Below are 21,960 nucleotides of genomic sequence, written 5' to 3' on the forward strand. Positions count from 1 at the left end.
ATTCCGATAAAGTACTCAGCGACCCCAAAAAACCGGGCGGTGAGATTTATATACACGGAAGCTGCCTGACCATCGGATGCATCCCGCTCACCGATGAAATCATCGAGGAAGTGTACATCATGGCCGTAAATGCCAAAAACTCCGGCCAGGACTTTATTCCCGTGCATGTGTACCCTGTTAAGTTCGGGAACCCGCGTTCCATGGACTACCTGGGTACCGTGTCGCTGAACGACAATGATGCGCAGAAGTTCTGGGTAAACCTGAAGGGGGCTTACGATTACTTCGAAAAACACCATAAGCTGCCGGTGGTAATGGTGAACCAGCAGGGTAAGTATATTATGTAAAAAAGTATCAATAAAGATAAAAGAGTAGGGTAACGGTGGCCGTTGCCCTATTTTTTTGTTTTGATTTCCGTTTTATTTACTAATTTTTCCGACGGAACCCACGTTATGCATCAGCAAGTTTTGCACATCTCGGCATTCCAGCTCAATCTGATAGCAGCAGAGAACACGTCATTCCTCCGTTGTGGTCTTTTAATTAAGGATAGTTTTTTATAAATAGAATTTGGTTAAGGTCAAATCAATTTAACATTATGAACAGAAGAGATGCCCTCAAGAATGTGGCTATCCTGATGGGAACAGCCATTTCTGCTTCCACGTTGGCGGCCCTCGAAGGTTGTAACACCGCGGGCCCGAAAAATTATACCCTGCAGATGCCTGAAACAAAGACACTGCTGGCGGAAATTGCGGAAACCATCATACCGGAAACGTCTACGCCGGGGGCAAAGGCCGCGAAGGTAGAAGAGTTCATACTCACCATGATGAATGACTGCTATGACGAAAAAGCGCAGAACATATTCGTGGCAGGTTTGAAAGACGTGAATGATAAGGCCAATGAAAAATACAAGGCCTCTTTTGTGAACATCACTCCCGAACAACGCACGGAACTGCTGACGGACATCGACCGCGAACGCATTGCCTACAACAAGCGTGAGAACAAGAAGGAAGATGACGGTCCGCACTATTTCCAGCTGATGAAGGAACTCACCCTCACCGGTTACTTCACTTCCGAACCTGGCGCCACCAAAGCCCTGCGTTACGTGAAGATTCCCACGAAGTACGAAGGCTGCGTACCTTACAAAAAAGGGGATAAAGCACGGGCATCCTGATAAGGAATTGCAGCTGTTTCTAATCTGATCAAAAAATTAAGGGAATGATAAATCTGAATCTGAAAGCAACTCAAGAAAATACATACGACGCCATCGTTATCGGCTCTGGCGTTAGCGGCGGCTGGGCAGCAAAAGAGCTCACCGAAAAAGGACTGAAAGTACTGATGCTCGATCGCGGTAAAAACCTCGAGCATGGCAAGTACGAAACCGCCATGAAAGATCCCTGGGAGTTTCCGCACAGAGGTCGCATCACTACTGCGCAAAAGGAAACACACCCTTACCTGAAACGCGATTATCCGTACTCCGAGCATAACGAAAGCTATTGGATCAACGATTCCAAAAGTCCGTATATCGAAGAAAAACGCTTCGACTGGTACCGTCCCGATATTGTGGGTGGTAAATCCATTATGTGGGGCCGCCAGAGCTACCGCTGGAGCGACCTGGATTTTGAGGCCAATGCGAAAGACGGTATTGCCGTGGACTGGCCTATCCGTTACAAAGACCTGAAGCCCCTGGTACGAGTATGTAGAGAAGTTTGTAGGTATCAGCGGCCAGGCCGAAAACCTGCCGCAGCTGCCGGATAGCATCTTTATGCCGCCCATGGAAATGAACTGCGTGGAGAAAGACGTGGCAGCCGCCATTAAAGGTGGTTTCAGTGGCCGTTTGATGACCATTGGCCGCGTGGCGAACATTACGCAGCCACTTCCCGGCCGTACGAACTGCCAGTACCGCAACCTGTGCAGCCGCGGTTGTCCGTTCGGCGCGTATTTCAGCACGCAGTCGTCGACTTTACCGGCAGCTAATGCCACCGGCAACCTGACCCTGCGCCCGGATTCAATTGTAAACTCTATCATCTATGATGAAAAAGCGGGTAAAGCAACCGGGGTTCGCGTAATCGATAAGAACACCAAGGAGATGACCGAGTACTACGCGAAAATCTTCTTCGTAAACGGTTCTACACTGGGTTCCACTTTCGTGCTGCTGAACTCTACTTCCAGCCGTTTCCCGAACGGTTTGGGCAACGACAGCGGTGTGCTGGGTAAATACCTGATGGACCACCACTTCCGCAACGGTGCATCCGGCCGCGCAGAAGGCTATGACGATAAATACTTCTTTGGCAGAAGAGCCAACGGTATTTACGTACCGCGCTACCGTAACGTGGGCAGCGACAAGCGTGATTACCTGCGTGGTTTCGGCTACCAGGGTGGCGCCAGCCGCGGCGGTTGGGGCAGAGGTATTGCCGAACTGGGTGTGGGTAAAGATTTCAAAGAAATGCTGACAGAACCAGGCAACTGGACCATGGGCCTGGGCGGTTTCGGTGAATGTTTGCCGTACGAAGACAACTATGTAACGCTCGATAATTCCAAGAAAGACGATTGGGGTCAGCCGGTGCTGAAGTTCCATGCGGAATTCAAGGAGAATGAACTGAAAATGCGTAAGGACATGTGAACGACGCGGCGGAAATGCTGGAAGCGGCGGGCATCAAAGACGTAAAAACGTATGATAATGGCTCCTTCCCGGGCATGGCTATCCATGAAATGGGTACCGCACGTATGGGCCGCGATCCGAAAACGTCGATGCTGAACGGTAACAACCAACTGCATGCGGTGAAAAACGTGTTCGTGACAGACGGCGCGTCCATGACCTCTGCCAGCTGCGTAAATCCTTCTCTTACTTACATGGCGTTAACTGCCCGTGCGGCAGATTTCGCGGTGAAAGAGCTGAAGAAGAACAACCTGTAATTAATAGTGCACAATAGAAAAAGCCGGTCGTATGATGACCGGCTTTTTTATTTTAGTGCGATGCCCGCCGCATGCGATGCACCGGCGAAATGAGCGTTACATCGCCGGGCAAATGAGATTGTCAGGTCGTTATGGCTTGAGCCGGATATACACCAGCTTATTTTTTTCCTTTTCCGAATGACGTTCATCAGCCTCAAATTTGCCGATGCTTTTAATCAGTGGCGCCAGCTTTTTGAAGCCATAGTTGCGTGGATCAAAGTCGCGTTGCTTCTTGAGGATCAGGTTGCCTATATCGCCTAAAAAAGCCCATCCTTCTTCGTTTGCAAGGTCACTGACGCTCGATGCGATGAGGGCAATCACCTTGCGGTCTATTTTCTTGATCGAGGTTTCCGCTTTCTTTTCCCGCTTCTTCCCGGGATGCGGTTCTTCCACGACATCGGCCGCATCTTCTATCCCCAGAATTTCTACATAAATAAACTTATCACAGGCAGATATGAAGGGCATGGGTGTTTTCTTTTCGCCCATCCCGATTACCATCATGCCGGCTTCGCGCAGTCGGATGGCGAGGCGGGTAAAATCGCTATCGCTCGATACCAGGCAAAAGCCATCTACACGGCCGCTGTACAAAATGTCCATTGCGTCGATGATCATCGCGCTGTCGGTGGCATTTTTCCCGCTGGTATAGCTATACTGCTGTATGGGGATAGCGTTTTCGAGTAACACGCCTTTCCACCCCGTGGTGTGGGGTTTGGTCCAGTCGCCATAAATGCGTTTGAACGTAGGTGCGCCATACTTTGCCAGTTCCTCCATCATGTTGCCCACATTCGCGTACGATACATTGTCCGCATCGATTAACACTGCCAGTCTCAGGTCTTTATTTCTATCCATGATACATGCTTCTTCTTTAAAGTTACGTTGTCATGGGTAAATAGTAAAATAGTATCATCGTTAAAGAACCGGGGCGATTAGCTTTTGGGGCGTTTTTAATAACCATCATTAGTCCCGCGCCGCGGCCCAAGGAAGGGGCAAATGAAATTATGACCTGCATCAGACGGGGCGGACAACGGTTACGGATTTGATAACATGCATTAAAGTAGAGGGCGCTGAGCGCGCGGTTATAGGAGCAAAGTGGGGCAGGTCAGAAATTTGCCAGTTCAGGAGAAATTCATTATCTTAAGATAGAGTTTTTTCACACCCTAAATCAGGCTAGTTATGGGAGCGAGAGTCAAAAACATACTGCAGGCCAAGGGCCACGCCGTATATTCCATCAGCCCCGATACCACGGTTTATGAAGCGCTGGAAGTATTGGTAAACCGCAATGTAGGCGCATTGCTGGTCACCGACGGAGAGCAGGTACTCGGCATCTTTTCCGAACGTGATTACGCCCGCAGAGTGATCCTGAAGGGGCGCTCTTCCCGGGAAACGCAGATCCGCGAAATCATGACGGAAAACCCCATCACCATGAGCGAAGATGCTTCGATTGAAGATTGCATGGTAAAAATGACAGACAAACACATTCGTCACCTGCCCATTACAGACGACAAAGGTCGCCTTGTAGGAGTAGTATCCATCGGCGACCTTGTGAAGTTTATCATTGACGAGCAGCGCTCAATTATTCAAAGTTTAGAGGGGTATATCAACGGTACCCATCATTAGGCAACATCTGACGTAGACGGTTGCTGCATGAGCAATTGCGTGGTTTGCAGCGAACGCTGTTCCAGCAATATCGTTTTCCCTTTGGCCAGTTCTTCCAGCAGGCCATTTTTGTTGTGCCTTACCGTGAGCAACTCCAGCCCTTCATGGTAAGTGATTTTGTAATCCTCATGCAGGGTTTTGATCAGTTGTTCGATCTTCTCCGGACTATGATCAATGCAGCAGCTGAAGCTGATCGCCGCATTCTGCATCAGGTTAATTTTGATCTTAAGTCCGAAGAGGATATCGTAAATATCCGCCACTTTATCTTCCGTGATAAAACCGAAGTCTTTGGACGTGATCGTTAACAGTACCTGGTTCTTCTTCAGGACGATCAGCGCGGGCAGTTGGGCGCTGTCCACATCTTCCTTGATGACTGTTCCGGGCAGGTTCTTGTCCAGAAACATTTTACGTATAAGGGTATCTGTTTATTCTGTAACGGTTTAATGGTTTTCGGGTGAATCACCCGGGCGCCATAATAGGCCATTTCAATCACCTCTGAAAAGCTGATTTCGGGAATGTTAACCGTGTTGGGAAACAACTTGGGATCGGCATTCTTAAGCCCTTCCACATCCTTCCAGATTGTTTGGCTTTCGGCGTTGAGCACGTTGGCGAATACGGCGGCGGAAAAGTCGCTGCCCTCGCGGCCGAGCGTAACGCTTTCGTTCTGATCGGTGCTGCCAATAAAGCCCTGTGCGATAATAACATTGGTAGTATTGAACAGCGGTAATACTTTCTCATTCACCTGGCGCTGGGTTACCTCCCAATCTATGTTGGCGTCGCGGAAGGTACTGTCGGTGCGGAATACATCGCGTACATCGATCCAGGCATTGTTAATGCCAACCTGGTTAAAGTAGGCGCTAACAATGCAGGTGGATAGCAACTCGCCCAGTCCCACGATCTGGTCGTAATAGTAATCGTACTGGCGAACGGGTTTTTCACCGAGGGTCCATTCTGCTTCCGTGAAGAACTCCTGTAATTGAGTAAAAACGGCGTTGGTTTTATTGCCGAGCAGCTTTTCCGCCAGCTGGATGTGCGTTTGTTCGATATTAAACAGCAATTGTGCGGCAATCTCCCTTTTACGCATGAAAAAGTGCTGCGCTACCTTTTCCAGTTCGTTGGTCGTTTTGCCCATTGCGGAAATAACGATCAGGATTTTGTCGTCCGGAAACGATTGCACGATCTCGCCCACGTTTTTTATGCGTTCAATACTTTCTAAACTTGCGCCGCCAAATTTGAAAACCTTCATATTCAGGATGATCTTCTGTTAAAAAAATGTCCGGCAAAGTACGGCAACTTTAGATTAGTTTAAAAATATCCTTTGCAAGAAATGACAGGCAGCTTAAAAAACTGTGCATTTAGGTTAATTTGCGGGCACCACACCATTATGATCTTTTTTTAATGAATAGCATGAACAACCACCAAAAAGTAATGACCCTGGACGAGTTCACGATCCGGGACCTCAAGAATTACCCTGCGGCCACGGGCCAGTTATCCGGTTTACTGCGCGACATCGGGCTCGCAGCCAAACGAGTGAATGTTGAAGTCAACAAGGCCGGTATCGCGGATATACTTGGCGAGGCCGGGAAAACCAACGTACAGGGCGAATCGGTAAAGAAGCTCGACGAATTTGCGAACGATCAGTTCATCAACTCCCTGCGCGGCAGCATTTACTGTTGCGGAGTAGCTTCGGAGGAGAACGAAGACTTCATTCCTTTTACGGACGCACATTCCATGAACTCCAAGTACGTGGTGCTCATCGATCCGCTTGATGGCTCCGGCAACATTGACGTGAATGTCTCTATCGGTACAATCTTCTCCGTGTACCGCCGCCTGACGCCGAACGGGGAGCCCTGCAACCCTGGACGACTTCCTGCAGCCGGGCCGCGAACAGATAGCCGCCGGGTACATCATTTATGGCTCCAGTACCATGTTGGTGTATGCCACCCGCCGTAGTGTACAGGGATTTACGCTGGACCCTTCCATCGGTGAGTTCTGCCTGTCGCACCCCAACCTGAAGTGCCCGGACGATAGCGATATCTTTTCTGTAAACGTGGGGTACTACCATCTTTACGAAGAAAAGGTGCGCCATTCGATCGACCATTTCATGGCTAAAACAGAAGGGGAGAAGATCTATCGCCATCGCTTCGTAGGTTGCATGGTCGCCGAAATTCACCGCACCCTTATCCGGGGAGGCGTATTCTTTTACCCGGCATTCGGTAAGTACAAGAATGGCCGTTTGCGCCTCTGTTACGAATGTAATCCCATGTCGTTCCTCGTGGAAAAGGCGGGGGCGTGGCATTAATGGATGGCAGCACCCGTTTGCTGGACGTACAGCCCAAGCAACTTCATCAACGCATTCCCGTGTTCCTCGGGTCCCGGAAGCTGATGGACCAGATGCAGGCGATCCTGTCGTAAATATGGCATAGTTTTTTCTTTTACAGGGATTATAACAATAATTGTTTTTCTAATGCGTTTAGAACACATGTCACTGAAGAGAAAAATTTTTGCCTTATCCTTTGCGGTATTTGCCGCAGTCCAGGCATCTGCCTGCAGCCGAAACACCATCCCTTCCGACACTGCTGCAACCACCGTTAACAAGGGGAGTCTGGAAGAAGACATTCTTTTACACCAACAAATACCGTAAATCAAAAGGCCCGGCGCCGCTGGAGCTCAGTGAAACGGTAAGTGTACAGGCACGCGAACATAGCCGCGATATGGCGAAAGGGCGCACGGGTTTTGGACACCGGGGTTTTGAAGAAAGAATTGACGATATCTCTAAAAAGATGGGTTCCGTGAAAGGGGCCGCTGAAAACGTAGCTTATGGCACATTGGATGCCGAAGCTGTGGTAAAAGGATGGATTAACAGTCCGGGGCACCGGAAAAACCTGGAGGGGAATTACAACGTGATCGGCATCGGTACAGCTGATAAAGGCAGGATTACGTTCTTTACCCAGATTTTCATTAACAAACCGAAAACAGCCGCACCGGCTGGCAAGTAATATTTTTACAAAGCAATCAACAGAAGGGCAGCGCGTGTAGCGCTGATTTTTTTGCGCCTGCGATAAGAATGAGGTACCTGGACTTCCGGAATAGCACCCATCAGCATGACAATGGCAATAAAGGAGAATTGCCTCCCAATAGCCCCATTAACATGAATAACAAGTGCTTTCGTCAGGGACCGGGGATGGCCTCGGCATGAACTTTTCATGGACTTACAGTAGCATCATAGTAGAATTACAGTAGAATTCCCCCGCCTAAACACCGCTTTCGCCCCGCACATTTCCTCCATTTATTTTGTAATTTGCCCTCATGGAAAAAAGGAAGATGATCGCGGTAAAGGACCTCGTGAAGCAGTACGGTGATTTTACGGCGGTGAACGGGATCAGTTTTGATGTATATGAAGGGGAGATTTTCGGTCTGCTTGGCCCTAACGGAGCCGGTAAAAGCACCACGCTCGAAATCATTGAAACCCTCCGTTCCAAAACCTCTGGGGAAGTTTGGGTAGACGGCATCAACCTGGATGAAAACCCGGAGGCCATCAAGAAAGTGATCGGGGTGCAGCTGCAATCGTCCGGTTATTACCCGGGACTGAACCTGGTAGAGCTGATCAGGCTGTTTGCCGGGCTTTACAACCAGGAAGTGGATCCAAAGGCATTGCTGCAGCTCTTTAACCTGGAAGATAAGGCCAATGCACGTTACAAGGCGCTTTCCGGCGGACAGAAGCAGCGTTTTTCCATCGCCACCACCCTCATTAACAAACCTAAGGTGATTTTCCTGGATGAACCCACTACGGGCCTGGACCCGCAGGCCCGCCGCAACCTGTGGGACCTGATCCTGAAGGTGCGGGCGCAGGGTACGACCGTGGTGATCACCACCCACTATATGGATGAGGCCGAGTTCCTCTGCGACCGTTGTGCTATTGTAGACAGCGGCCGTATTATTGCGATAGACAGTCCGGATGGGCTGATCGATCAGCTGGTGGCTTCAGGTTTTGAAAGGAAGAAAGGTGAAAAAGGCGAACCTGGAGGATGTGTTTATCCATCTTACCGGGAAAGATTTAAGGGAGCATTAAAAACACAGATATGGACCTGGAAGCACTCAAATACCCCATTGGGCACTTTAAATTGCCGGAAACGGTGACGGACAGGCAACGGATAGGATTTATCAATGATATCCGCCATTTGCCAACCCTCGTGGAGATCGCCGTTCAGCACATGGATGAATACCAGCTGCAAACGCCTTATCGTCCCGGTGGCTGGACAGTAGCGCAGGTGGTGCATCACCTGGTGGATAGCCACATGAACGCCGTGACGCGTTTTAAGCTGGCCCTCACCGAAGACAATCCTGTTATTAAACCCTACGGGGAGGCAGCCTGGGCCGAATTGCCCGATGTAACCAGCACGCCGATCAACGTGTCGGTCACGTTGCTGCACGCATTACATACCCGCTGGGCCAATTTGCTGGAGGCATTGTCGGACGAACAGCTGGCGCGCACTTTTGTGCACCCGGCGAATCAATACACCTATAAACTGCGCGAATCACTGGCTAACTATGCCTGGCATGGCAAACACCATCTCGCACACATTGTAAATCTGAAAGAAAGTAAAGGCTGGTAACATATCATGGAATGGAAATTACTGCAATCTGAATACCTGCATCGCGAGCCCTGGCTTACCGTGCGTAAAGACAAAGCGGAAACACCCGACGGCAAAATTGTAGAGGCTTATTATGTGCATGAATACCCGGATTGGGTGAATGCGGTGCCCGTAACAGAAGATGGTAAGATCATCATGGTGAAACAGTACCGCCATGCAATTGGCCGTACCCTGATCGAGATTCCCGGCGGCACCATGGACCCGGACGATGTGAGTCCCGAATTTGCCATGCGCCGCGAGTTGCTGGAGGAAACAGGGTATGCGTTTACGGAAGTGATAGATTTAGGGGCTGTATCCGCGAACCCTTCGACCAATACGAACCTCACCCATATGTTCCTGGCAAAAGGCGGTAAAAAGGTGCAGGAACAGCAATTAGATCATAATGAAGATATAGAAGTGATACTGATGACGCCCGCCGAAGTAGTCCGGTTGCTGAAGGAGAACAAGATCGTGCAGAGTTTGCATGCATCCTGTTTGTTTTATGCCCTGGCGGAGCTGGGACTATTAAAATATTAGTGGTTGTTTGCGGGGCATATATGCATGCCCCACAAACAATTACATTACTTCCGCCACGATGAAGAAACTTCCGCACACGAGGATCATATCTTCCTTATCCGCCGCCTCGCGCGCTGCATGAAATGCCTCCGCCACTGTTGGATACGTTTGCCCCGATAACCCGGCCTTTACCGCAAGTTCATAGAGTTCATGTTCCTCCATCGCCCGTGGGATCTGCGCTTTCGTGAAATAGTATTGCGCGAAGCCTGGCAGTAACTCCAGCGCCTTGCTCACATCTTTGTCTTTCACAAAACCGGTAACGATGTGCAGTTGCTTATAGTTCACCAGGGTAAGCTGTTGCAGTATTTCGCGGATGCCTGCCTCGTTGTGTCCCACGTCCAGCACGGTGTAGGGCGCGCGGTTAATCACATCCCAACGGCCGCGGATGCCTGTTAATAGTTTTACTTTGGAGAGGGCGCTGTGTAATTGTTCATCGCTGATCTGCCAGCCTTGTTCCCGGAGTATATTCGTAGCCGTTAGTACCGATAAAAGATTCTTTTCCTGGTAATGACCGGTAAGGTCCAGCGTGAAGTTGTGCGCTACGGGATCGGCGTCCTGCAGGATGGTAAGGGTGAGGTTTTCCAGTTCGGGCTGCCTGTCCGTAATACGCCACTGCTGGTCTGCGAAGTAAATGGGCGACGCTTTACGCTCCGCTGTTTCCACGAATACGTGTTTCACTTCTTCCTGCGTTTCGCCGATGACTACGGGCACGTTGGGTTTAATAATGCCCGCCTTTTCAAACGCGATCTTAGGCAGGGTATCGCCCAGTATATGCATATGATCGAAGCTGATGTTCGTGATCACGGATAGTTCCGGCGTAATGATGTTGGTGCTGTCCAAACGGCCGCCCAGTCCCGTTTCGATGATGGCGATGTCTACCTGCTCCGTGGCAAAGTATTCAAAGGCCATCATCATGGTTAATTCAAAAAAGGAAGGTTCAATGTCTTTGATGCCCTGCTGCATACGCTCCACGAAGCTGATCACAAAGTCTTCGCGGCAGGGGTGCCCATTAATGCGGATCCGCTCCCTGAAATCCTTCAGGTGTGGCGATGTATAAAGCCCTGTTTTATACCCGGCTTCCTGGAAAACGGCCGCCAGCATATGACTTACAGAACCTTTGCCGTTAGTGCCGGCAACATGAATGGATTTGAATTTATCCTGCGGCTGATCCAGCAGGGCCGCCAGGGCAAAGGTATTGTTAAGGTCTTCTTTGTAAGCAGCAGCGCCGATGCGTGTAAACATAGGCAACTGGCTATACAGGTATTCGATGGTTTGCGCGTAGTTCATGGTCCGGCAGCATCATGGCAGCGGTGGACAGTCTATGCCTGGTCTGGCTTTTTTACGGAACCATCCGCCTCCGCCTTTGTTAAAGTGAATGGGAATTACCCGCAAAGCTACAAAAGCATCCGCATGATTCAATTCCTTCCTTATAAGGTTGCTGAAAAGACTGGCAGAGCCGATCACCAGTGGGCCGGCGCGAAGTACAACACCCGCATCGGCCTGACCAAACCTGTTCACCTGGAAGGGGAGGTAGGCGCCGAACATATTGATATCGTAGCGCGGTGTAATCTGCAGCTGCGTTAAGGCATATGTTTTATGATCGTCGCCGGTAAAGCTGTTGAGGGCGATGGCCGCATTGGTCGATATGAAGAAACGTTGATTGATATTGTAGTCTGCCATCAGGTTGAGGGTGGTAGGCAGGTTCATATAGAATTTATCCTTTGAAGGAATTTCCTGGAAGTAAGATCCAACGCGGGTTAAGTACTGATTAAGGCTCTCGTTGCGCTGCTTGCGGGCAAGGTCTACGATAAATCCTTTCTGGTCCAGGTTCAGGTCGCGGTTGTTATCGGCCTTTGCATAACTGATACCGCCTATATCGGTAATGGATACGCCAAAACGGGCTTTGAAATCGTCGCTGTCCGGGTTCCAGTTCGCGTTGTCGTCTGAATCGCGACTGCCGAAACCGTCGTTGTCGGGGCGCCATTCGTAAATAATGCCAAGGTCGAGGGCCACACCGGGATTGCCAAAGAGGCTTACGGTGTTACGCCAGTCGTCGCCCGCATCATCCAGCTCGCGGTTGTAACCGAAGTGCGCTTCGCCGGTGATATCAACGCTGTTGCGGTTATTCAATAACACCGAGGCATCGCGGGCTACGCCATAACCGGCAGCAAAGCCACTGAGAAACTTCAGGGTGGCGCCGGCTTTCCAGCGGCCATTATAATCGTCGCGGATCGTGCGGGCATAGGTCAAGCCGAATTCATTCCAGCCATGGGCCATGCCTGCGCCGTATTTGTCGGCCACGGTTTTATTATAGTATTTCGGATTGTCCGGAAAATTATCCGCGAGCAGATTCGCGCTCGAGGTTTGTATACCTCCGCCATTCGCCATGCCACGTACGCGCCAGGTAAAGGCGACAGACGACTCCGTGTTGATGGAATACAATACTGAAGGCATCATCACATCTATACTGCCCCAGGCATATTGTTTGCCCGAGCCCAGCGTGTCATAAAAGTAATCCGTATTACGCACGAATTTGTCTGGCGGCGCAAATACAGACGATTTCAGGAAACTTACATAAGTGTTGCCCGCTTTTACATCCAGCCCAACGATGTTAACGTCCCATTTATAACGGGTGCCGGCTGCGGATGCAGGGTTAGTGGAAACACCGTGTATACCGGCGAAATGGCTGTTCTGATAGCCCGGAAATATCTGCGCGTGAGCATGCCCTGCAATTACCATTAAACCGGTAATAATGAGCAATTTAGTGTTGATTCGGAATGTCATGGTTTTCGTTCGGGCGTTCGTCCTATAACGCGGAAGTTACTACGCTTATTGGATGGTTGTGTCCCTCGAAAGTTGTAGAAGGCAAAAAACGCGCCCGAAATGTAGCGCTCGCCGTATGCGTTCCTTAAACCAGTAATGGAAAAATAATTTTATCGGCCGAAGAAGCAGCGGATTTTTGCGAATTGAACTTCGGCGGCGTCCGGATTAGCATTGTACTTGATCTCTTTCGCCGCGCTGATCGCTTTGTCAATCAGGGCGCGGTTATTCAGCGTACTGCCTTTGGGGTTATAGGTAGCCGATATTACTTTGCCGGTACGGTCTACTTGTATATCTACCGCTACGTATCCACTTTCCGCACCATCGTAGGTAAGGCTGGGTACATGCACCAGCGAACGCCCCGACAAACGGAAGTTAGACGCGCCACGGGTATTACCAGTACCGCCATCGCCATCGTAACCTTTGGCGTTAGGATCGCCATTGATCTTACCACGATCGCCGGGTTTGCCGGTATTACCTTCGCCATTGGAATTATTGGAGCCATTAGCGCCATTGCCGGCATTAGCTGCCGTGTTGGTGCCGCTGGAGCTGAAGATTGCTTTTGGTTTCGGAGCAGGCGGAGCGGGCGTAGGTTTGGGTGCTTCCGCTACCGGTTTGGGCTTTGCCTTTTCCGGTTTCGGCATCAGTGTTTTAGGTGTTTCTTTACGCGGCTCGGGTTTAGGAGGCGTAGGCACTTCCGGCGCATCTTCGTCGGTTTGTGTAGCCATTTCCTCAGTATTGCCCTGTTCCTGCGCCTGGGCTACAGGCGCCGACTGCGGCGTGTGTACAGGAGCCGAGGCAGCAGGAGGGTTCGGGTTGAGCGGCTGCTCTTCACCCATACCATCATCAGAAGTACCGAGGTTCACTTCCATTCCCATTTCCTGGTTGGGAAGCGGCGCCGCCGGTTGCGACAAAGGAATAAACAGCAATATAGCGAGTACTATCGCATGTACTACGATCGTTACCACCAGTGCTTTGGTATTCTTTTGTTGCGTATTTTCCTTCGTCATGCTTTCAAAGTTAGTATTTTTCTTTATGCTGATGCGCCTTTTATGGGAACGGTAAATATCCGCTATTATTGTTTGCCCGGGGAAGAGGTCGTATGCGAACCGCAGGATGGTACAGCAGATAACGCCCGGGAAGAACCAACGCACCATTTTATTTCCCTTCAATATCGCAAATCTTGCGCCCAGGAACGAGCCGGCCAGGTTGCTCACCGCCATGGGAATGGTCATCTTCCAGATGATTAATCCTTTTGCCCCGAAATAGATGATGGAAGCGGTATTCGTCGCCAGGTTCACGCACTTCGCATGTGCGCTCGCGTGCAGGAAATCAAGGCCCATCACACCAATGAAAAGTAATATGAAAAAGCTTCCCGTACCCGGACCAAAGAACCCATCGTAAAACCCGATCAGTGCGGTAATCGCCACCGCTATGGGCCAGGCGTTACGGATCGGCGGGCGCGCTTCGGTGGCTTGTCCGAAGTTCTTATTGATAAATGTATAGATCGCAATACCTGTCAGTAAGCACAGCATAAACGGTTTCAGGAACTGGTTGGGCAGCCTGCTCACCATCGAAGACCCGAACATCGAAAACAAGAACGCGGTAACACCCATGACGAGCAGCAGTTTCGTATGCAGCGTTACTTTTTTAGCGTAAGTGTACGTGGCCAGTGCGGTACCCGAGCCGGAAGGAATTTTAGTGGTGGCCAGCAGTGCAGGCACCGGGTATTGCGGAAAGAGAAACAACAAGGCGGGCGTTTGTATCAGTCCGCCGCCGCCAACGATCGCGTCCACAAAGCCCGCGCAAAAGGAAAATGCGCACAACACAAGTATTGATGTTTCCAACATGGACGCAAAGGTACAAATGTGGCGGTAAAATGCTAGTTTCGCAGCAGACTATGCTGAACAAAACTATTGCACTGTACCGAGGTGCTTACGGAGGTTTGTCCCCATCTTCCTGGCTGTTATCGCTCGTACTTTTCATTAACCGCTGTGGCAACATGGTGATCCCGTTTATGACGGTATACCTTACGCAATCGCTGCATTTTTCCCTGGCCGATGCCGGGCTGGTGATGGCATGCTTTGGTCTGGGCGCTATTTTAGGTGCGTACATCGGCGGCAAACTCACAGACAGCATCGGTTTCGATAAAGTACAGTTCTGGAGCCTGCTCCTGAATGGTGGGTTTTTTATATTGGGGCAGATGCAAAGCCTGCATGGCTTCATGATCTGCATCTTTTGTATGAGCGCGGTGGGAGAGGCTTTCCGTCCGGCCAACGCCGCTGCCATTGTGCACTATGCCCACGATAACGACCGTACCCGCGCTTACTCGCTCAACCGCCTGGCCGTAAACCTCGGTTTCGCCATTGGTCCGGCCATCGGTGGTATTCTTGCCAGCTTCAGTTACCAGTTGTTATTTTGGGTAGATGGGTGTACCTGTATCCTTGCCGCTTTCCTCATCCGCTTCCTGCTCGATCCGTCCAAAGCGAATAAACCAACGGTACACCAGCAGGTGGGGCCGCTCACAGACGGTACTTCCGCTTACCGCGATCGTTTATACATCGTATTCATCTTTCTTTCGCTGATTAACGCCATGTGCTTTTTCCAGATGTTTACCATTGTACCGGTATACTTCTCGGAAGTGATGCACATGAGCAAGTTCTCGATCGGCGTATGTATGGGCCTCAATGGCCTGATCATCGCGGCGATCGAAATGCTGCTCATCTTCAAAATAGAAGGGCGCCGCCATAGTCTCGTGTTTATCGGCTACGGCCTGCTGCTCGAGGCCATTTGCTTCTTAGGTTTTGTGTTGATGCCCAAAGCCGTATGGGTAGCCTTCATATTCATGGGCGCCATCACCTTTGGGGAGATACTCACGCTTCCTTTCATGAACGCCTTCTGGACCTCCCGCTGCGGCCCGCGTAACCGGGGACAGTACGCCGCGCTCTACACCATGTCTTACTCCGGCGCACACATCCTGGCGCCCACGGTAGGGGCGCGCATGGTACAGTGGACCGGCTTTACCAACTGGTGGCTGATCGTAAGCGTACTTTGCCTGTTAACCTTCGCAGGTTTCAGGTGGTTGTACAGTAAAGTAACGGAGGAGACTAATAATGCGCAAAATCCGCTTCATAATTCCCTTTGATCCTTTCCATCGGCGGGTTAAAGTAGCCGTATTTCAGGTTCGGGAATTCTTCCTGGATCAGGTCCATCAGCTGTTTCATGCCTAATATCTCCCCGGTTTCCACCACGCCGATTTTGCCGAGGTACCAGTCCGGGTCAATATTAAAGTTGCGCCATTGGATCATCTGCAGGTCCGTATCGATAATCAGTTTGCGGAGCGCTTCGTATTCGGCTACAGAATCGGTCATACCCGGGAATACGAAGTAGTTGATGGAGGTCCAGCCGCCGAACTCGCGTACTACTTTCAGGCTTTCGACGATGTCTTCGAACTTGTAGTTATTCGGGCGGTAGTAAGGTGTATATATTTCTTCGCGCGCGGAGTTCAGACTCACGCGGATGCTGTTCAATCCCGCTTCGCACAAGGCTCTTACGGCATTGGGTTTGCTTCCGTTCGTGTTAATGTTGATGCTGCCCTTCGGCGTGTGCTTGCGCATTTCGATGATGGATTCGCGGATGGTTTCCCACATCAGCAAAGGTTCGCCTTCGCAACCCTGGCCAAAGCTCACGATTGGGAAGGGGGCGCTTTCGAGATGCGGTACGGTAAACTCTACGATCTCTTCCGCCGTAGGTTTAAACGTAAGACGGTCCTGCGTGCTCACGATGCTTTCTTCTTCCGGCTGGAAGGAGATGCAGCCTACGCAGTTCGCGTTACAGGCGGGAGACGAGGGGATCGGGCACTCCCATCTGCCCATAAAATAGTTACGGGCTGCGGGGCAGTGGTAAGTAAGCGCACAGTTGTTCGCGAGGTGCTGTACCAGGCGATTATGCGGGTAGGCTTCGAGCATGTCGGTTACGCCCGTTTTTACCTTTTTGTCGTCGAAGCCGGCGCATTCCTGGCGGATGTCCTGCTCCACACGTCGGGCGGGTACATAAAACTTCCCATCGTACCAGCCTACTGCTGTATAACAGAACAGCGGCAGGGTAGGCGCATCGGGCAGGGTTTCGTACGCAGCCACGTAGTAGCCGGTATGTGCGGGCGGAATAAAAGCCGCTACCGCCCAACCTTTATCACACAATGCCATTTCTCCCGTTTCAGCATCCAGTCCAATACCTCTGCGGCCCGGCAGTTCGTACAGCTGGCCGCCGTCCGGCAGCTCGATCCATTCGTCGTCGGGGATTGGCATGGCGTCCCAGCCGCTACGGCCGGCAGGATGGAGGGAAAGGTCTTCGAAAATATTGCCTTTACCGTCGGAGTATAATATGTATGGTGTGATATTCAATGTTTATCGTTTATTGGTAACCGTTATTGTTCGCTTTTTCCCAGCCGTTGCAGGCAAAAAGCGTTGATGTCCGCTGTTTCCACCGTTCCTATTTCATCCAGCACCTCCAGCTGCATCAGCTTGTTGTTTTTGAAGTCGACGGTAAACAGCTCATTGCGCAAAATTACGTTATTCAGATCGTTCCAGGGATACCGCTTTTTGCCGAAGATGGTCGGCAGCGAAACCCCTGTGGTGTCCAGCTCTGCGTAAGAGGGCTGGAGTATCTTATATTCCGCATACCCTATGTAGGCGATCGCCAGTCCCGCAAAAAACAGCAACATGGCGGAAAAGGGAATTTGGTGGCTGAGGAAGTACAGGCAGCTGCTCAGGAGCAGGAGAGCCTGTATAAGCCTGGCCATGGTATTTACTTCTGCGAACTTCTGCGCCTTTCTTAACTGGAAAGGCAATGCCAGGCTGGATATGCCGGCAAAGAAGAACAGGCCCACAATGCCCCAGTTAGGCTGGGGAATGCGGTACGCCCCAATAGCGTTGAACAAAAACAATACGCCTACCAGCCCGTGCATGGCAGGTTGCAACCTGAGCCGGGTAACGGCATTGGGATGGAGGATGCGGAATTTATGCATTGCTTTTAATCATGAAGTTACAGAGCTTGAATAACACCCTGGCGCCCACGTTCGCGTCCCACTCATCATGTCCGGCGCTCACCTCGTTCAGGTCAAACCCGATCAGCTGGCGGCCGCTCTCGATCACACGGCGGAACAGGTAAAATATCTGCTCGGCCTCAAAACCACCCGGTACCGGTGTACCTGTATGGGGACACAGCTTCGGATCCAGGCCATCAATATCGAAACTGATATATACCTGTTGCGGCAAGGTGGTAATAATGCTATCGCAAACCGATTTCCAGCTTTCGCCTTCGAACATTCTTTCTTTGATGTCTTTGTCAAAGAAGGTGGTCACGCGGTCGCTGTTATCGTTAATGTAATTTACTTCTTCTTCGCAATAATCGCGAATACCTACCTGTACCAGCTTTTTGAGCTGCGGCACTTCTTTGAGTGCATTGTACATGATGGAGGCATGCGAATAAGTAAAGCCTTCGTAACTGTCGCGCAGATCGCAGTGTGCATCGATCTGCAGGATCCCGAAATCGCCTTTGTGCTCGCCGATGGCTTTAAAGAAGCCAAGGGGCGTACTATGGTCGCCACCAACAAGGCCTACCAGCTTGCCCTTGTCCAACAGCTCTTTGGTCTGGTCGTACACCCACTGGATCATTTTCTGGGAACCTACGTTCACGTCATTGATCGAGCGGCGCAGGAAGTCGTTCTGGGTAACGTCACCGCCTTCGATGAGGCATTTGAGGTACAGTTCCGCTTCCTTGCGCAGGTAGTCACTGCGCAGCAGCAGCTGCCTGTCCGGCGTACGCATATAATACCCCTGCTTCCAGCCGTCCTTTACATCGGCATCGTACAGGTCTACCTGCAAAGAAGCATTGAAAATATGCTCCGGACCGCGCGCGGTGCCATTGCTATAGGAAACGGTAACTTCCCAGGGAACGGGAACTAATACCAGCCGGCTTCTTCCTCGGAAAAAGGAAGGCCGAAAACATTGTTGGACAGCAAACCGACCGCGTTGGGGTCAAATTGCGATAAATCAGCCATGATCGTCGTACTTTTCGTAATTCGGCGCAAAGTTAAGGTAATTTAGCAACAAGAAGGGTCCGAACTCATCCTTCCCATTTTCCGCTGCTCCTTTTTTAGTCATTCTAAACATATTTTGACGTAATTTTGCGCTGTTATTTTAATCTGGTAAGGGAATGAAGAAGACTAATATTGTTTTGCTGGTCATGATTGCTGCATGTGTTGCCGCACTCGTGATGACGATCGGGGATTTCGGTACATATGAGACTTTTGCCACCGCAAGCGCTAAGGAAGGAAAGATGTACCATGTAGTAGGCGCACTGGACACTACTAAGGAAATGCACTATGATGCACAGAAAGACGCCAACCACTTCACCTTTTACATGAAGGATAAGTCCGGCGAAATCAGGAAGGTGATCTATAACGGCACCCGTCCTACCGACTTCGACAAATCCACCGAGCTGGTACTCACCGGTAAGATGAAAAACGGCGAGTTCTATTGTAACAAGATACTGATGAAATGCCCGTCCAAGTACAAAGACCAGCAGACCGCATCCAGCGGCCGGTCAGTCTGATACGGGTATAGAAATATATTATATCTCCCGGAAATAGCCACGGACCTTCAGTCCGTGGCTATCCCATTACAAGGGATGAACATTTCATGACAAAAGTCATCCGCCGCGTTGACCTGAATACTTATTTTAGCACACTTTTTTAAACACAATCCTGCTGTATATCTTGGAAACGAAATTTGTTGGAGAACATTTGCTCCCCGGTCAGATAGGGCACCTTTTTGCGATAGTAGCCTTTGTGGCGTCTATCCCGGCGACTGTATCTTACGCCTGCGCGGTGAGAGCAAAAGATGTGGCGGTCAGCGACAGCTGGCGCAAACTGGGACGTTGGGGTTATTATGTGCAGTCGGCTTCCGTGCTGGTCGTATTCTGTACCTTATATTATATCATTTCTAACCACCTGTTCGAGTATAAATATGCTTTTCAGCACTCCAGCCGCTCGCTGCCGATGAACTACCTGCTGGCGTGTTTCTGGGAAGGACAGGAGGGCAGCTTCCTGCTCTGGAGCTTCTGGCATAGTGTATTGGGTGTTATCCTCACCTTTACTACCAAAAAGTGGGAAGCCCCTGTAATGGCCGTGATTTCGCTGGCGCAGGTTTGCCTGGGCTCTATGTTGATCGGCATTTACATTTTAAATTATCATGTAGGGTCTGACCCATTCATTCTCATGCGTTTAGAGAATGTGGGTGCGCCCATTTTCCAGTCTGCCAACTATATGCAGATGGACTTCATGAAAGACGGTAACGGCCTGAACATCCTGCTGCAGAACTACTGGATGGTGATTCACCCGCCGGTGCTGTTCATGGGTTTTGCCTGTACTATTATTCCGTTTGCTTACGCAGTGGCCGGTTTGTGGACCAAAGACTTTGGCGGCTGGATTAAACCGGCTTTGCCCCGGGCGTTGTTCGGCACGATGATGCTGGGTACCGGTATTATGATGGGAGCCGCCTGGGCCTACGAATCGCTGACCTTTGGCGGTTACTGGGCATGGGACCCGGTGGAAAACGCTTCACTGGTGCCGTGGTTAACCATGGTGGCGGGCATTCACACGCTGCTGGCTTATAAGAGCAGCGGTCATGCATTAAAATCGACCTTCTTCTTCTTTATTATCACGTTTGTACTGATCCTGTACTCTACGTTCCTGACCAGGAGCGGTATTTTGGGACAAACTTCCGTACACGCGTTTACGGACCTGGGTATGAGCGGCCAGCTGCTTGTATTCATGGGCATCTTCACCATTCCGGCGATATGGATGCTGATCCGATACAGCAAAGAGATCCCTTCTCCCAAAAGAGAAGAAAGCACATACAGCCGTGAGTTCTGGCTGTTTGTAGGCTCCCTGGTATTACTGGTGGCCGCTATCCAGATCACGTATGCTACCTCTATCCCGGTATGGCAGAAAATACCCGGACTGGAAAAACTGGCGCCGCCGACAGAGCCGGAGTTCTACTATAACAAAATCCAGATTTGGGTAGCTATCGTGCTGGGACTGTTAACCGGTTTGATCCAATTCCTGAAATGGAAGGACACCCCGCGCGGCACCGTGCTGAAGAAGCTGTTGCTGCCCCTGGGCTTTTCCCTGGTGGCAACGGTGGCCATCATCGTTTTCGGTAAAGTAGATTACAATAAATACGGCCCGGGCTTCCTGGTGGCGATTTACATGATGTTGTTCGCCAGCATATTCGCGATCGTGGGGAACTTTACATACATCTTCTCCGGTCTGAAAGGTAAACTGAAGGCCGCTGGTGCCTCAATAGCGCATATCGGTTTTGGTATGGTGCTGCTGGGCGTATTGATATCTTCTTCCAAGATGCAGGTACTGTCGCTCGACAAAGCCGGTATCCCGGATGGATACTTTAACGAGGAAAGCAAGCAGAACTCACGTGAGAACCTGATGCTGCCGAAAGGCATGCCTATACAGATGGGGCCTTACTATGTTACCTACGAAGGCGATTCTTCGGCGGTGGGCGACCCGAAATCGTACTACGTGGTGCGTTACGAGCGCAAGCCTAATCGTGAGGCAGTGCCTACGGAACGTTTCACCCTGTACCCGGACGCATTTACCAATGCTAAAGGGGGAAGGCACGATTACGCCGAACCCTGCTTCCAAGCACTATCTTACTAAAGACATCTTTACCTATGTAACAGGTTTGCCGAACAAGGAAGCCCTTAAATCGGCTGCGGTGTATAAACCGTACAAGGTGAGAGAAGGCGATTCCGTGTTCTTCTCGCAGGGCTTTATGGTGATGCGCGGGCTGGAAAGAGACCCCGTTCGCGATGGCTTCACGGCGCAGCAGGGCGAGGTAGCGGTAGCAGCCAACCTGGAAGTGATCACGAAGAACCAGGAGAAGTTTACCCTGAAGCCGATCTTCGTATTGCGCGATTCAACCGTTCGCCAGGTGGAAGACTCCATTAAGCCGCTGGCACTGAACGTGCAATTTGCCCGTATTTTGCCCGAGACCAAGCAGATTGAGCTGATGATCAAGGAGGTGGACAAATCCGAAGATTATATTGTATTGCGGGCGCTGGTATTTCCGTTTATTAACGTACTTTGGATAGGGATCGTCGTTATGATTATCGGCTTCCTGATGAGTATGTACTACAGGATCAGGCAGCGATAACGTAACGGACGGCTCCGGCGGGAACTGTTAACGCGGTTCCTGCCGGCATCCCGGTCCTGCGTACGTTAAATGAGATCCTTATGCTGAAAAAG

The 21,960-nt window shown here is 50.7% G+C and carries 21 protein-coding genes and 2 pseudogenes; 14 read left to right on the forward strand and 9 right to left on the reverse strand.

The window, feature by feature from the left end; genetic code table 11:
• The first annotated feature begins 119 nt into the window (after window positions 1-119).
• From MKQ70_RS05835 to MKQ70_RS05845, 3 genes and pseudogenes are all read left to right on the forward strand, one after another.
• A complete protein-coding gene (locus MKQ70_RS05835) occupies window positions 120-344 on the forward strand; it encodes a hypothetical protein (RefSeq protein ID WP_248069148.1) in 225 nt (74 codons plus the stop codon).
• A gap of 248 nt (window positions 345-592) precedes the next feature.
• A complete protein-coding gene (locus MKQ70_RS05840; RefSeq protein WP_248069150.1) occupies window positions 593-1,168 on the forward strand; it encodes a gluconate 2-dehydrogenase subunit 3 family protein in 576 nt (191 codons plus the stop codon).
• 44 nt (window positions 1,169-1,212) lie between these two features.
• Window positions 1,213-2,910: pseudogene (locus MKQ70_RS05845) on the forward strand (GMC oxidoreductase).
• Between the two features lie 129 nt (window positions 2,911-3,039).
• Here the strand turns inward: MKQ70_RS05845 and MKQ70_RS05850 are convergent.
• On the reverse strand, window positions 3,040-3,798 hold the full coding sequence (locus MKQ70_RS05850) for an NYN domain-containing protein (RefSeq protein ID WP_248069153.1): 759 nt from the start codon (window positions 3,796-3,798) through the stop codon (window positions 3,040-3,042).
• Between the two features lie 324 nt (window positions 3,799-4,122).
• Between MKQ70_RS05850 and MKQ70_RS05855 the strand changes: the two genes are divergently transcribed.
• A complete protein-coding gene (locus tag MKQ70_RS05855) occupies window positions 4,123-4,566 on the forward strand; it encodes a CBS domain-containing protein (protein ID WP_248069155.1) in 444 nt (147 codons plus the stop codon).
• On the opposite strand, the gene MKQ70_RS05860 is transcribed toward MKQ70_RS05855, so the two are convergent.
• Both MKQ70_RS05860 and MKQ70_RS05865 read right to left on the reverse strand, forming a co-directional pair.
• Window positions 4,563-4,964: a hypothetical protein gene (locus MKQ70_RS05860; RefSeq protein WP_248069157.1), complete on the reverse strand. Its 402-nt coding sequence runs from the start codon at window positions 4,962-4,964 to the stop codon at window positions 4,563-4,565. The two genes, MKQ70_RS05855 and MKQ70_RS05860, sit on opposite strands and share 4 nt — an antisense overlap.
• Window positions 4,937-5,794 carry an amino acid kinase family protein gene (locus tag MKQ70_RS05865; protein WP_248069159.1) on the reverse strand — a complete coding sequence of 286 codons (858 nt, stop codon included), beginning with the start codon at window positions 5,792-5,794 and terminating at the stop codon, window positions 4,937-4,939. The genes MKQ70_RS05860 and MKQ70_RS05865 overlap by 28 nt, the downstream gene beginning before the upstream one ends.
• Window positions 5,795-6,012: 218 nt before the next feature.
• Here MKQ70_RS05865 and MKQ70_RS37780 point away from each other — a divergent pair, with 218 nt between their 5' ends.
• From MKQ70_RS37780 to MKQ70_RS05890, 6 genes and pseudogenes are all read left to right on the forward strand, one after another.
• Window positions 6,013-6,558: a class 1 fructose-bisphosphatase gene (locus MKQ70_RS37780; RefSeq protein ID WP_282456244.1), complete on the forward strand. Its 546-nt coding sequence runs from the start codon at window positions 6,013-6,015 to the stop codon at window positions 6,556-6,558.
• Window positions 6,497-7,020 (forward strand): annotated as a pseudogene (locus MKQ70_RS37785) (hypothetical protein). Before MKQ70_RS37780 ends, MKQ70_RS37785 begins: the two are co-directional and overlap by 62 nt.
• A 110-nt stretch (window positions 7,021-7,130) precedes the next feature.
• A complete protein-coding gene (locus tag MKQ70_RS05875) occupies window positions 7,131-7,604 on the forward strand; it encodes a CAP domain-containing protein (RefSeq protein WP_248069160.1) in 474 nt (157 codons plus the stop codon).
• A 310-nt stretch (window positions 7,605-7,914) separates the two neighbouring features.
• Complete coding sequence (locus MKQ70_RS05880; protein WP_248069162.1) at window positions 7,915-8,745, forward strand: ABC transporter ATP-binding protein; 831 nt, start codon at window positions 7,915-7,917, stop codon at window positions 8,743-8,745.
• Complete coding sequence (locus MKQ70_RS05885) at window positions 8,688-9,221, forward strand: YfiT family bacillithiol transferase (RefSeq protein ID WP_248069163.1); 534 nt, start codon at window positions 8,688-8,690, stop codon at window positions 9,219-9,221. Before MKQ70_RS05880 ends, MKQ70_RS05885 begins: the two co-directional genes overlap by 58 nt.
• Window positions 9,222-9,227: 6 nt before the next feature.
• Entirely contained in the window at window positions 9,228-9,776 is a 549-nt protein-coding gene (locus MKQ70_RS05890; protein WP_248069165.1) for an NUDIX hydrolase, read from the forward strand.
• Between the two features lie 39 nt (window positions 9,777-9,815).
• Here MKQ70_RS05890 and MKQ70_RS05895 read toward each other — a convergent pair whose 3' ends face one another.
• The 3 genes from MKQ70_RS05895 to MKQ70_RS05905 all read right to left on the reverse strand — a co-directional run bounded on the left by MKQ70_RS05895 (window position 9,816) and on the right by MKQ70_RS05905 (window position 14,464).
• Entirely contained in the window at window positions 9,816-11,102 is a 1,287-nt protein-coding gene (locus tag MKQ70_RS05895; RefSeq protein ID WP_248069166.1) for a bifunctional folylpolyglutamate synthase/dihydrofolate synthase, read from the reverse strand.
• 12 nt (window positions 11,103-11,114) lie between these two features.
• Entirely contained in the window at window positions 11,115-12,599 is a 1,485-nt protein-coding gene (locus tag MKQ70_RS05900; protein WP_248069169.1) for a DUF5723 family protein, read from the reverse strand.
• A 149-nt stretch (window positions 12,600-12,748) separates the two neighbouring features.
• Complete coding sequence (locus MKQ70_RS05905) at window positions 12,749-14,464, reverse strand: sulfite exporter TauE/SafE family protein (RefSeq protein ID WP_248069171.1); 1,716 nt, start codon at window positions 14,462-14,464, stop codon at window positions 12,749-12,751.
• A gap of 71 nt (window positions 14,465-14,535) precedes the next feature.
• Here MKQ70_RS05905 and MKQ70_RS05910 point away from each other — a divergent pair, with 71 nt between their 5' ends.
• Window positions 14,536-15,780: an MFS transporter gene (locus tag MKQ70_RS05910; RefSeq protein WP_248069174.1), complete on the forward strand. Its 1,245-nt coding sequence runs from the start codon at window positions 14,536-14,538 to the stop codon at window positions 15,778-15,780.
• Here the strand turns inward: MKQ70_RS05910 and MKQ70_RS05915 are convergent.
• The 3 genes from MKQ70_RS05915 to MKQ70_RS05925 are packed head-to-tail and all read right to left on the reverse strand — an operon-like array spanning window position 15,743 to window position 18,607.
• Complete coding sequence (locus tag MKQ70_RS05915; RefSeq protein ID WP_248069176.1) at window positions 15,743-17,038, reverse strand: radical SAM family protein; 1,296 nt, start codon at window positions 17,036-17,038, stop codon at window positions 15,743-15,745. The two genes, MKQ70_RS05910 and MKQ70_RS05915, sit on opposite strands and share 38 nt — an antisense overlap.
• Before the next feature lie 23 nt (window positions 17,039-17,061).
• Window positions 17,062-17,661: a hypothetical protein gene (locus MKQ70_RS05920; protein ID WP_248069180.1), complete on the reverse strand. Its 600-nt coding sequence runs from the start codon at window positions 17,659-17,661 to the stop codon at window positions 17,062-17,064.
• Window positions 17,654-18,607, reverse strand: coding sequence for an agmatinase family protein (locus MKQ70_RS05925; RefSeq protein ID WP_248081093.1), 954 nt, complete (start codon window positions 18,605-18,607; stop codon window positions 17,654-17,656). Before MKQ70_RS05925 ends, MKQ70_RS05920 begins: the two co-directional genes overlap by 8 nt.
• A 244-nt stretch (window positions 18,608-18,851) precedes the next feature.
• Here MKQ70_RS05925 and MKQ70_RS05930 point away from each other — a divergent pair, with 244 nt between their 5' ends.
• The 3 genes from MKQ70_RS05930 (at window position 18,852) to MKQ70_RS05940 (ending at window position 21,868) form a co-directional block, all read left to right on the forward strand.
• Window positions 18,852-19,250: a cytochrome c maturation protein CcmE domain-containing protein gene (locus MKQ70_RS05930; RefSeq protein ID WP_248069182.1), complete on the forward strand. Its 399-nt coding sequence runs from the start codon at window positions 18,852-18,854 to the stop codon at window positions 19,248-19,250.
• Window positions 19,251-19,413: 163 nt separating this feature from the next.
• The gene (ccsA, locus tag MKQ70_RS05935; RefSeq protein ID WP_248069186.1) at window positions 19,414-21,372 is read left to right on the forward strand and encodes a cytochrome c biogenesis protein CcsA; all 1,959 of its coding nucleotides are present in this window, start codon (window positions 19,414-19,416) and stop codon (window positions 21,370-21,372) included.
• Window positions 21,314-21,868 carry a hypothetical protein gene (locus MKQ70_RS05940; RefSeq protein ID WP_248069188.1) on the forward strand — a complete coding sequence of 185 codons (555 nt, stop codon included), beginning with the start codon at window positions 21,314-21,316 and terminating at the stop codon, window positions 21,866-21,868. The genes ccsA and MKQ70_RS05940 overlap by 59 nt, the downstream gene beginning before the upstream one ends.
• Window positions 21,869-21,960 lie beyond the last annotated feature (92 nt).

The sequence above is a fragment of the Chitinophaga sedimenti genome (assembly GCF_023156195.1).
Taxonomy (GTDB): Bacteria; Bacteroidota; Bacteroidia; order Chitinophagales; family Chitinophagaceae; genus Chitinophaga; species Chitinophaga sedimenti.

What these genes read in the sequence shown, in the direction of transcription:
- MKQ70_RS05835 (WP_248069148.1), top strand. Translation starts at nt 120, where the DNA reads ATGGCCGTAAATGCCAAAAACTCCGGCCAGGACTTTATTCCCGTGCAT.
- MKQ70_RS05840 (WP_248069150.1), top strand. Translation starts at nt 593, where the DNA reads ATGAACAGAAGAGATGCCCTCAAGAATGTGGCTATCCTGATGGGAACA.
- MKQ70_RS05850 (WP_248069153.1), bottom strand. Translation starts at nt 3,798, where the DNA reads ATGGATAGAAATAAAGACCTGAGACTGGCAGTGTTAATCGATGCGGAC.
- MKQ70_RS05855 (WP_248069155.1), top strand. Translation starts at nt 4,123, where the DNA reads ATGGGAGCGAGAGTCAAAAACATACTGCAGGCCAAGGGCCACGCCGTA.
- MKQ70_RS37780 (WP_282456244.1), top strand. Translation starts at nt 6,013, where the DNA reads ATGAACAACCACCAAAAAGTAATGACCCTGGACGAGTTCACGATCCGG.
- MKQ70_RS05880 (WP_248069162.1), top strand. Translation starts at nt 7,915, where the DNA reads ATGGAAAAAAGGAAGATGATCGCGGTAAAGGACCTCGTGAAGCAGTAC.
- MKQ70_RS05885 (WP_248069163.1), top strand. Translation starts at nt 8,688, where the DNA reads ATGGACCTGGAAGCACTCAAATACCCCATTGGGCACTTTAAATTGCCG.
- MKQ70_RS05890 (WP_248069165.1), top strand. Translation starts at nt 9,228, where the DNA reads ATGGAATGGAAATTACTGCAATCTGAATACCTGCATCGCGAGCCCTGG.
- MKQ70_RS05895 (WP_248069166.1), bottom strand. Translation starts at nt 11,102, where the DNA reads ATGAACTACGCGCAAACCATCGAATACCTGTATAGCCAGTTGCCTATG.
- MKQ70_RS05900 (WP_248069169.1), bottom strand. Translation starts at nt 12,599, where the DNA reads ATGACATTCCGAATCAACACTAAATTGCTCATTATTACCGGTTTAATG.
- MKQ70_RS05910 (WP_248069174.1), top strand. Translation starts at nt 14,536, where the DNA reads ATGCTGAACAAAACTATTGCACTGTACCGAGGTGCTTACGGAGGTTTG.
- MKQ70_RS05920 (WP_248069180.1), bottom strand. Translation starts at nt 17,661, where the DNA reads ATGCATAAATTCCGCATCCTCCATCCCAATGCCGTTACCCGGCTCAGG.
- MKQ70_RS05930 (WP_248069182.1), top strand. Translation starts at nt 18,852, where the DNA reads ATGAAGAAGACTAATATTGTTTTGCTGGTCATGATTGCTGCATGTGTT.
- MKQ70_RS05940 (WP_248069188.1), top strand. Translation starts at nt 21,314, where the DNA reads ATGCTAAAGGGGGAAGGCACGATTACGCCGAACCCTGCTTCCAAGCAC.